The organism is Nostoc sp. FACHB-190 (genome assembly GCF_014696905.1).
Taxonomy (GTDB): Bacteria; Cyanobacteriota; Cyanobacteriia; order Cyanobacteriales; family Nostocaceae; genus Nostoc_B.
The window spans coordinates 34017-43858 of record NZ_JACJQW010000047.1; the positions used below are offsets into that span (position 1 = coordinate 34017).

7 protein-coding genes are annotated in these 9842 nt (G+C 38.3%); 3 read left to right on the forward strand and 4 right to left on the reverse strand.

From position 1 onward, the window contains the following. Positions 1–120 precede the first annotated feature (120 nt). The 3 genes from H6G28_RS31140 to H6G28_RS31150 all read left to right on the forward strand — a co-directional run bounded on the left by H6G28_RS31140 (position 121) and on the right by H6G28_RS31150 (position 5321). Complete coding sequence (locus H6G28_RS31140; RefSeq protein WP_190676738.1) at positions 121–378, forward strand: hypothetical protein; 258 nt, start codon at positions 121–123, stop codon at positions 376–378. Positions 379–1273: 895 nt separating this feature from the next. Further along, entirely contained in the window at positions 1274–3034 is a 1761-nt protein-coding gene (locus H6G28_RS31145) for an ArnT family glycosyltransferase (RefSeq protein ID WP_313950028.1), read from the forward strand. Positions 3035–3674: 640 nt separating this feature from the next. Beyond that, positions 3675–5321, forward strand: coding sequence for an iron uptake porin (locus tag H6G28_RS31150; RefSeq protein WP_190676742.1), 1647 nt, complete (start codon positions 3675–3677; stop codon positions 5319–5321). A 119-nt stretch (positions 5322–5440) separates the two neighbouring features. Here H6G28_RS31150 and H6G28_RS31155 read toward each other — a convergent pair whose 3' ends face one another. The 4 genes from H6G28_RS31155 to H6G28_RS31170 form a co-directional block, all read right to left on the reverse strand. After that, the gene (locus tag H6G28_RS31155; protein WP_190676743.1) at positions 5441–6703 is read right to left on the reverse strand and encodes an ABC transporter ATP-binding protein; all 1263 of its coding nucleotides are present in this window, start codon (positions 6701–6703) and stop codon (positions 5441–5443) included. 147 nt (positions 6704–6850) lie between these two features. Beyond that, positions 6851–7111 carry a MoaD/ThiS family protein gene (locus H6G28_RS31160; RefSeq protein WP_190591515.1) on the reverse strand — a complete coding sequence of 87 codons (261 nt, stop codon included), beginning with the start codon at positions 7109–7111 and terminating at the stop codon, positions 6851–6853. 294 nt (positions 7112–7405) lie between these two features. Further along, the gene (locus H6G28_RS31165) at positions 7406–8665 is read right to left on the reverse strand and encodes an EndoU domain-containing protein (RefSeq protein ID WP_190591514.1); all 1260 of its coding nucleotides are present in this window, start codon (positions 8663–8665) and stop codon (positions 7406–7408) included. Positions 8666–8882: 217 nt separating this feature from the next. Next, on the reverse strand, positions 8883–9374 hold the full coding sequence (locus H6G28_RS31170) for a hypothetical protein (RefSeq protein ID WP_190676745.1): 492 nt from the start codon (positions 9372–9374) through the stop codon (positions 8883–8885). Positions 9375–9842: the final 468 nt, after the last annotated feature.

Below are 9842 nucleotides of genomic sequence, written 5' to 3' on the forward strand. Positions count from 1 at the left end.
ACTGATTGATGTGTCTTTCCTCACAAAATCCTCAACTTTATTACGTAATATCCATAACCAAGCCAAATACAAGTTTTCTAGAACAGTTCGACAAAAATCTCAGGCTTATGGAAAGATGCTATGAAAGTTGAACGACCATTATCTCAGGAACCGACACCAGAAGAAGTGCGGGAACTAGAAAAATTGAAAACCATGATTGAACAGTATGTACAAGATGGTGAAATTACTCACCAAGAAATTCAAAACTTCTACTGTGCAATGTTCGCTCATGGAAAACCTAGTGCAGATCAAATTTACCGTTCACTAGAGTTGTATAGAAACATTATTGGAGAAAAGCTTAACAAACTTGAAGTTTGGTATGAGCCACCCAGTAATTAATCTGTAATCTACATCAATATGAATTTCATAGCCATTTTGCTACAGGATCACGAATAAATTGCTGTATTCTGTAGAAAATGGCTTTCTATTGATAGTAGTAGCCAAGTTGCTCAGGACATTGGCAAATTTTGAAGACAGCAAAACACTTTAAACTCTTTTACATACTTCGTTTAAATGTAAAGAATTGATAACTTTCTCTAAGGGTAAAATATTACTTGTTAAAATAAAAACATAGTTTGCTAAACATTTAGCTACAAAGTCTCTCTTTTTAAATCCTTTATTATTGCTCTGATACTCAGTGATTAGCTTTGAAGATACTTTACTTTAAAAGTATCTTTTTTATTGTGAATATAGGAATACGGTTTGATTCCTGAATCTAGTTGTGTGGTGCGCGTTCGCAAAGCGTCTCGCACAGAAGCGCAGCGCCAGCGCGATAGGCAGGGAGTAGGAAAGAAGCCTGCTCTAGGTGTACTGATTTTTTCCCAAATCAAATATAAGTCCTATACATACAACCTCTCTGCATGATTTTGGGTTTTAAGCTTGTATCTCATTTACCCAAAATACGCTATGACTAACTATCAAATTTGTTCTGATTAGATTAGTAACTGTTATCTGCTGTGTCTTGATTTTTGATATTCAATATCAAAATTAACAATTTTTATTCAAATTTGATCTAAAGCCACAAAACTGATATTAGTAATAATACTGTTGACTGATAACTTTGTACAATACTTGATCTGTCTAACGATAGATTGACTATGGTATCCCAATTCTATCAATCTGACAGTTACAAACTAGCATAACAAAATTTAAATTAATGCTGAGATTTCAACAGAACTATTATACAAAGTTCCTAAAAGCTTGGCCTTATTACATCACAATTTTAATTTTGTTGGTGGTTTTTGCTATTTACAGCTATTCAATTTTCACCGAAAAATTATATTTAGGAAGCTTTGTAGATAAAGGAGCGCGTTTCTTAATTGCTATGCAATATGCTCAAGAACCAAGCAAAGCTTTAGAGCTAAGTTCTTGGGTAGCAATTTGGCCGCCTATTCCTTTTATTATACAGTCTTTTATTCTGCGCTTGGTGCTGTTTCTGGGAGTATCTGATATTAGTTTAGGCATTAAAGCCATTGAGTTGACTAGTGTTACTCTTGTTTTAATAGGTTTCTTTTTTATTAGTCGTGCTGTTGCTCTACAAACTAATGATAGCACTGGTGTTTTAGCTTGTTTAATGTGTTTATGCACGCCTTTACTATTGGATTTGGCACATACTCCAATGTCGGAAGGATATAGCTTTTTCTTTGTTGCAATAGCTATCTACAGTGTATTGAATTATCTGGAATCAAATAAAAAAATCAGTTATGTAATTGCAATATTCTGCTTTGTTTTAGCTTATTTTTGTCGGACAGAAAGTTTATTTTTTTCTTTGATTGCTGGAGCTTTTCTGATCGCACATAAACGCTGGAAGCCAGCACTATTGCTAGTAAGTATCACAATAGCAGTAGCATTAGCTCAAATATTAGGGGCTAATTTTTTGATCCAAGGTAACAAAATTTATGATAGGGACATCTGGGGAGAACCGCCATTAGAAAGGTTAAGACAAGCACAACAAATGCTGCTGGTATTGTTGAGATATAATAAAAAGTTGGTTTTTCTGTCGTTAATATGGATTATCCCTCTAGTTTATTTTCAGTTCAGTCAGGGAGCTAAGGCGAATAATACAATCATTACTGCTCCCAGAAATATTCAGCCTAATTTGATATATACTCTACGTCGATTCCGAAATTGGCTAGTTAATGATGCTATTGCTATTTGGACTATTTTGTTTTTATTTTCACTAGCATTCCCAGTTATTCTCATAATTAGAGGTGGGCTGACTTATCAACCAAGATTTATGTTTTGGGCTAATATTTTTATGATTGTTATGCTTGCCCTAATTATTGCGCGGACTAATTATATTATTTCTTCAATAAGAAATAGAAAATTAGGGAAACAGTTAGTGATTGTAAGTCTGACATTAGTAACAGTGTTCTCTCTTTCATCTGGATTTTCTTATGCAAGTGCAAGTGTGAAAATCCAGAAAATGCCATCTGATGTCAAGGATGTGGTTCATTTTATATCTGAACATCAAGTATCAAACACTCGCATAGCATTTGATTTTTTAAGATGGGAAGAATATAGTTTAGCTGCTTATTTATTAGATCCGAAAATTAAGACGGTTGCAACTCAATTTTCCTTGAGATGGACTGTGTTTCCGCGAGAGATTGATCCAGAAGTGACATCTTTGTTAAGTGAAAAATTTGATATCCCTGCGCCGGAAAATACACCAGAAGGACAAGTGGCTATTGTACACGCTTATATTCATGCTAAACATCCTGGATATTTTGTCATAGCCAGTAATAGTTTGTATGAAAAGCTCAAGCAAAAATATAAAAATCAAGAGATAGTCAATGGTGCTGGGACAATTAACCGTCTGCGAAAGTACTTAACTCCAAAAGATACTGCTAATTCAATCTTTGATTTTCAATCGCCTTATATTTTGCCTGACAAGAAAATTATCTTGACGAAAGTTTATGAGAATGATTCTTTTATTGTTCTTAAAAATGTCAGAATTCCGGAGCCAGAAGTCAGGATTCAGAATGTTGGTATATGAAGTAAAATTCTTCTAGGTCAATCGATAAATTATGACTCCAAACGTAGACACCAGTAAACAACCAATAATCAGTCCAAAACAATATAGGAATCGGGCGTATCGTTTTTTATTTAAGGTGTGAAGGTCACAAAGACTCGTGGTTTTATCAGTTTTAACGTGGCGTGTAAAAGGTTTAAGGGCTATTAAGCTTATCGAGGCTATGTTTTAAATTATTTCGTCTCCCCGTCAGGGCGATCGCTTCATAATGGTAGTTAACAATTTGAATTTACTGTAGATCGGTTTATATCAGTGCATCCACAACCCAAACTCTCAAAACACCAACCAGTATACAAGCAGGATTTATCTCCTTTTCCTCAACCTCTTGACAAATGTGCAATTCTCTTAACCTCTCACGGATGTAATACAAGCTGTATGGAAATTAACAAGTTTGTTTTTACTTAAAAAATCAAGATACTTTTGATGCTGAGATAATTGAGATAAAACCGTTAAATCAAGAGTTTACACGGAGAAATATAAAAAAATAAAGAAGTTTCGGCACAATAGCAGCTAAATCAGCAAAAGAGAAAATAAAGTATTATGGGATACATTTAGAAGACGGCGATCGCGTCATTCTAACAAAACAGTGTGAGGAAAAAATAACATGTCTCATTTATTGTGGAAAACACTGGTATTATCTCCAGTCTGTTTAGGCGTAGCTATTTTATGTTCATCCAAGGTAGTAGCGGCTGAAATTGAAACCAACTCACCCACACCTCAACAGCAGTTGATTTCTCAAGCCACAACTGAAGCCAGTCCAGTTTTAGAACAAGTCAACCAATACAGCCAAGAAGGTAAAAACCAAAATTCCCTATCTCAAGTCACATCAGTTTCGCAATTTTCTGACGTACAGCCCACAGATTGGGCATTTCAAGCATTGCAATCTTTAGTTGAACGCTATGGATGTATTGCAGGTTATCCTAACGGTACTTATCGCGGTAATCGTGCTTTGACACGTTATGAATTTGCCGCAGGTTTAAACGCTTGTTTAGATAGAGTTAATGAACTGATTGCAACAGCAACTGCCGACTTAGTAACAAAAGAAGACTTAGCCACACTCCAGCGTTTGCAAGAAGAATTTTCCGCAGAACTGGCAACTTTACGCGGTAGAGTAGACGCACTAGAAGCACGCACCGCCGAGTTAGAAGCCAATCAATTTTCCACCACTACTAAACTCGTGGGTGAAGCTGTCTTTGCTGTCACCGATAGCTTTGGCGACAACGACAACAACAACACCGTCTTTCAAGATAGGGTGCGTCTCGACTTCCAAACCAGCTTCACAGGTAAAGATATCCTACATACTCGGATTGCCACTGGTAACGCCAGTGTTTTACCTTTAGCAAACGACACTTTTGAGGGAACACAAACATTTAATGTGTTCCTTGGTAGTGGCAATAGTGCGTTTATCGATTGGTTAGCATATTACTTCCCTGTGGGTAACTCGCAAGTTTATGTTGCAGCTACTGGCGGTATTCATAGCGATTACGTTCCTACCGTCAACCCCTACTTTGAAGATTTTGACGGTGGTAATGGTGCTTTATCTACCTTTGCTGGCGAAAGTCCAATTTATCGTATCGGTGGCGGTGCAGGTGCGGCGCTGAACTTAGCCTTTGGTGGTGGCGGTACTTTTAAACCTTCATTAACCTTGGGTTACTTAGCTTCCGAAGGAAATAACCCCAATTCTGGTTCCGGTTTATTTGCTGGTAACTATGCAGCTTTAGCACAATTAAACTTGAATGTTGGCGATCGCCTTACCTTAGCTGCCACCTACGTTAACGGGTATCATGGTGCAGGTAGCGCCTTATTCGATTTTGGTTCAGTAACCACTGGTGTTGTTGGTACTCGACAAGCTAACTTTGTCGATAGTGGTAATCCCTACGTCAGTAACTCCTATGGTTTTGAAGCAGCTTTCAGACCTAGCGATAAACTATCCATTAGTGGTTTTGCCCTCTATAGCCAAGTTAGAGGCTTTGGCGCTAATGATGATGGCGAAGTTTGGAGTTATGGACTAGGGGTAGCTTTGCCTGATTTCGGTAAAAAAGGCAACGTTTTAGGCATTTTTGGCGGCGCTCAACCCTATCTTGGTAGTAACACTAACAGCAATCCTTTCCACATCGAAGGCTTTTATAAATACCGCGTCAGCGACAACATTTCCATTACCCCTGGTGTAATTTGGTTAACCAATCCTGGTCAAACTGCTAATGCTGATGATGCAATCATCGGTACTTTGAGAACCACCTTTACTTTCTAGAAAGTTTCATCAGTTAAAGATGTCTCTTGTTTAGAAATCAAGATACCCGACTTATTAAAGAAGTCGGGTATCTAAGCAAATGCGATTTTCACAAATTAAATAGAATAGCTGGATTAATATTAAAAGTCATTTGCAGGGAAGATGGCTAGTTCTGTTTCTGGGTCGAAAAAGTGAATTTTTTCGGGATTGATTGATAACCATAATTGTTCGCCAATCTTTAGCTGTCGGTCTGTGGGAACTCTGACTTGCAAGTAAGGCGCATTAGGGTCTATTGGAGAGTCTGGTTCAGTTAGTCTGACACTCAAGAACGCATCATTACCGAGATTTTCTACCAAATCTACTTTGACAGACAAATTTTTAGTAGCAGGTAAACTCAGGTTCAGATGTTCGGGACGAATACCTAAAATTAAGGTTTGTTTATCATATTTTTGTAGGGCTTTTCCCCAACTTTCGGGAAGGGTGAAACGAAAGAGGGGATGGTTAATTAATAATGGTGCAGAAAATTCTACCGGGATAAAATTCATCGGTGGTGAACCAATAAATTCAGCGACGAAGCGGTTAGCAGGACGGTTATATAGTTCTAATGGGGAAGCAAGTTGTTGAATTTGACCTTGATTCATGATGGCGATGCGATCGCCCATTGTCATTGCTTCTGTTTGGTCGTGGGTAACGTAAATTGTAGTTGTGCCTAATTGTCGTTGCAATTTTACAATTTGAGCGCGAGTTTCTGCCCTTAATTTGGCATCTAAATTAGATAATGGTTCATCCATTAAAAATACTTGGGGATTACGCGCGATCGCTCTTCCTAATGCTACCCTTTGTCTTTGTCCCCCTGATAATTGTTTGGGTAAGCGATTTAGCAGCATTTCAATTTGTAATAATTGCGCCACAGAATGCACCTGTGTCTCAATTAATCTTTCTTTTGCGGAGACATAACGCAATCCTTTGGGTAATTTCCTTGTTCCTCCAACCAAAAGATTTTCCGCCCAGTTAGGAAGTTGGGAGCGTTCATTTACCCCAGTCCCCAATTCCCTGCGGCGTAACCCAAACGCAATGTTGTCATACACCGTCATGTGGGGATAGAGGGCGTAATTTTGAAACACCATTGCAATGTCTCGTTCTTTGGGTGGTAAATCATTCACCAAGCGATCGCCTACTAAAATATTGCCACCAGTCAGGGTTTCTAAGCCTGCAATTAACCGCAGCAGAGTGCTTTTACCACAGCCAGAAGGCCCCACCAGCACCATAAATTCACCATCGGCTATTGTCAGGTTAATTCGCCGCAAAACATTAATATTCTCCACACGTTCTGGGGTTGTACTGCTGTCGCCTTTACGCGGAGGGAAACTTTTATAAACGTTTTCTACAATTACTTGCGCCACAGGTATTAGTGATTGTCCTTGGTCATTATTTATAAGTCATTGGTCATTAACTGAAAACAAATGACCAATGACAAAGGACATTTTAACGCCCATCAGCGATTAAGTACCCAAATTCTCAAATCAGAATGACATCTGTTTTAGAGCATACTACCCGCCACTCACAGGCGGAATTAGTACCACTTCATCACCATTGTGGAGTAATGTCTCTGGTTCAACAAAAATCAAATTGATACCAAAGCGGGTGATATCGCGCCATTTAGCGAGTTCTGGACGTTCTGCAATCAGGCGATCGCACACGGCTTGCACTGGTGTACCTTCAGGAAGTTCCAGCACCAATTCTGACAACCCAAAAGCTTCTTGATAAGCAGCAAATAATTTTACTGTGACAGTGATTGCAGATGTAGACATACAAAAGCTTAGTATTCTAGAACTTTGCTCAATCTAGAGTTTCCTAGACTGAGATATGACACAGCTTCTTCAGCCACTGTCATTTGTAACCAATAGTACAACTTGGATATTTGTTTATGTAGTTAGCAAAAATACTATCATCCATTCTTCCATAAAAAATGATGAAAAAAGTAAATAGCACAGATACAAAAAATTATGTTTTGAGAAGAGATGAATAGTAATCAAGGTGTAAGGGCTTTTCTTACTTACACCTCTACACTGTAGATTTTTGTCTGAATTTATGAGTTTAATTACTCAATTACAGTTAGCGCCGCTAGGGGTAGCATCAGGATAAAAAGTCCGAATACCACCTGATCTTCTGACAAATACAGCTTTAAAAGTTCTACCTTCATCAGTCACACTGAGAAGACAGGTTTGGTTAGTGCTGGTAGTGTTGGGGTTATTTTTGTAACCCAAAGATGCGTTAGACAAAATTTCCTCGGCATTCAAAGTATAAGGATAACCTTTAATGCTAGATTGAGAAGTCCCACTACCTACTCTCATGATCGCACCTATAGTGTAGATTGTGTTCGGCACGACTTCTTCGTTAGATGTATTATTGTTCAGTCGTCCAGCTAAACCTTGATTTTGCAACTGTAAATAACGACCAACAAAATGCAATCCACCAATAGCACCCCCTTGTACTGGTTCACCGCAGAATACATGGTCAAAACCTGCGACATTAAACCACACATCGGTTAAATCGTTCAAGAAATCAACTGTGGAAGTCCGACCTGGTTTGAGGTATCCTCCCACATAATTCTGAATATTTGCCAATACAGTGGGGTTATTATTCATCAATGTTTGGAAACCAGTGCGACTCACAACTGTACCTGGAGCGCCGCAAAGATTCACTACTGCTGTGTCAAAGCTATTGAGAGATGGGGCGGGAGGCGTGACATCAGCCGGACTACCATAAGCCAACCCAGACACAGAGTTGTTGACGTTATCAAAGAAAGGTACAGAACCTGGGGGTAGAGAAGAAGTAGAACCGTAATCAGTAATTACGATGTCATCAATATTGGTTCTGTTTGCAGTTCCATCAGTTTTGCGAATGTCACAGCGAACTGTACCAGGAATATTGGCGGTAATAGTCGCTGTTTGCAAGGTTGTAGAATTGGTATTAACAATTGCACCTACTGGTGAGTAAGAAGCGCCACTGTTAGTTGAACACCAAACGCCCCAGCTAGAATTACCATCATTACCAAATTTAGCGTGTTTGACAGTGATCGAACCTGCACCTGTAGTCCGGTCAAATCTCATGGAGAGAATACCACTATTGCGGATACGGGCAGATTGAGTACCATTTTTGACATCAGTGCTAAGATTCCCCAGTAGAGCATCATTAAAATTCCATGTACCTGTTCTCAGCACAACATTTGCTGCTGCATAACTGCCTTTTGTACCAATTTCAAAATCTTCCGTAATTGTGGCACTATTGGCACTACTTACACAAACAGTAAATAGGATAAATGTTCCAACTGATATCTGTAAGGGAAAAGCTAACTTAGACATACTTAATTGATTTAATTAGTGGGTGATAGCGAACTAGAAAAGACGATAATTTCCGTTACTTTTCAGATAACAAAATCATCATGTAAAATACAGTAGATGAATTTGAAAAAACACATTACAGTTAGCGACGCGGCTATCAATTATCCCGTCTTTTTATTAAATCTCGATTAAATCTCAGTTAAAGTTTAAGTTAGTAACTTATTCTCTAATTCAGTAATCAATCTTCATCATTTACCCAGAGTATTCCCATCTGTGTTTGAGTTACAAAAATTACTCCTGTGTCAAAGGTTGCTGGTGTCAGAGAATCCCAAGCAATCATGGCAGAATAGTTATTAACAAATTCTGCGTTAGTAAAAAATTTACAGTGAGGTTGAAATAAATCAAATACTTGATGAGAGATTCTTTCTGCCTCTTCTACCTGCATAATTTTTGAGGAATAGGCTAAATCTTGAGTCAGGACAAATACTATAATTTTGTTGGCTGCTGTTTGCGTAATTTCTTGCCAGCGATCGCCAATACCAACATAACCTATTTGTCTAACAAACAAATCAAGAATTTCTGTTAAATTTTCAGCCTCGTCAAGCAGAAGATTAGAGGTTATTTGTTTAATTTCAAACAAAACATTTCCTTGATTACGTTTTGATAAGATTTCTGCTCGCAATTCTCTAACTGCTGAAGAATCTACACTGTCTAATATTTTTAGACTCATTTTATTTAAATTAATGTATCAGTATGATATTTGAATGTAATGGCAAACAACCATTCACCTATAGGAGTCCGATTTGATTTCTGAATCTAGTTTTGTGGTGCGCGTTCGCAAAGCGTCTCGCAGAGAAGCGCAGCGCAAGCGCGATAGGCAGGGAGTAGGGAATGGGGAGTAGGGAGTAGGAAAAAAGCCTGACCTGGGTGTACTGATTTTTTTCATAAATCAAATATGAGTCCTATATACTTAGCTTAATCAAAAATTCATCCCACACTGCCCTTCGGGTCAGATGTGGGATGAATTTTTGGCTGACGACGAATTGACCCACAACCAATTCAATCCGCAGGATTGAATTGGTTGTGGGTCGGTGAGGAGTCAGCATTGTTTATGCTTGGTAACGAGTCAATAAGCTCATCTATCACTTGAGTCATTGTTTTGTCAGCATACTCTGCGTATTCTTTGAGCTTACTGAAT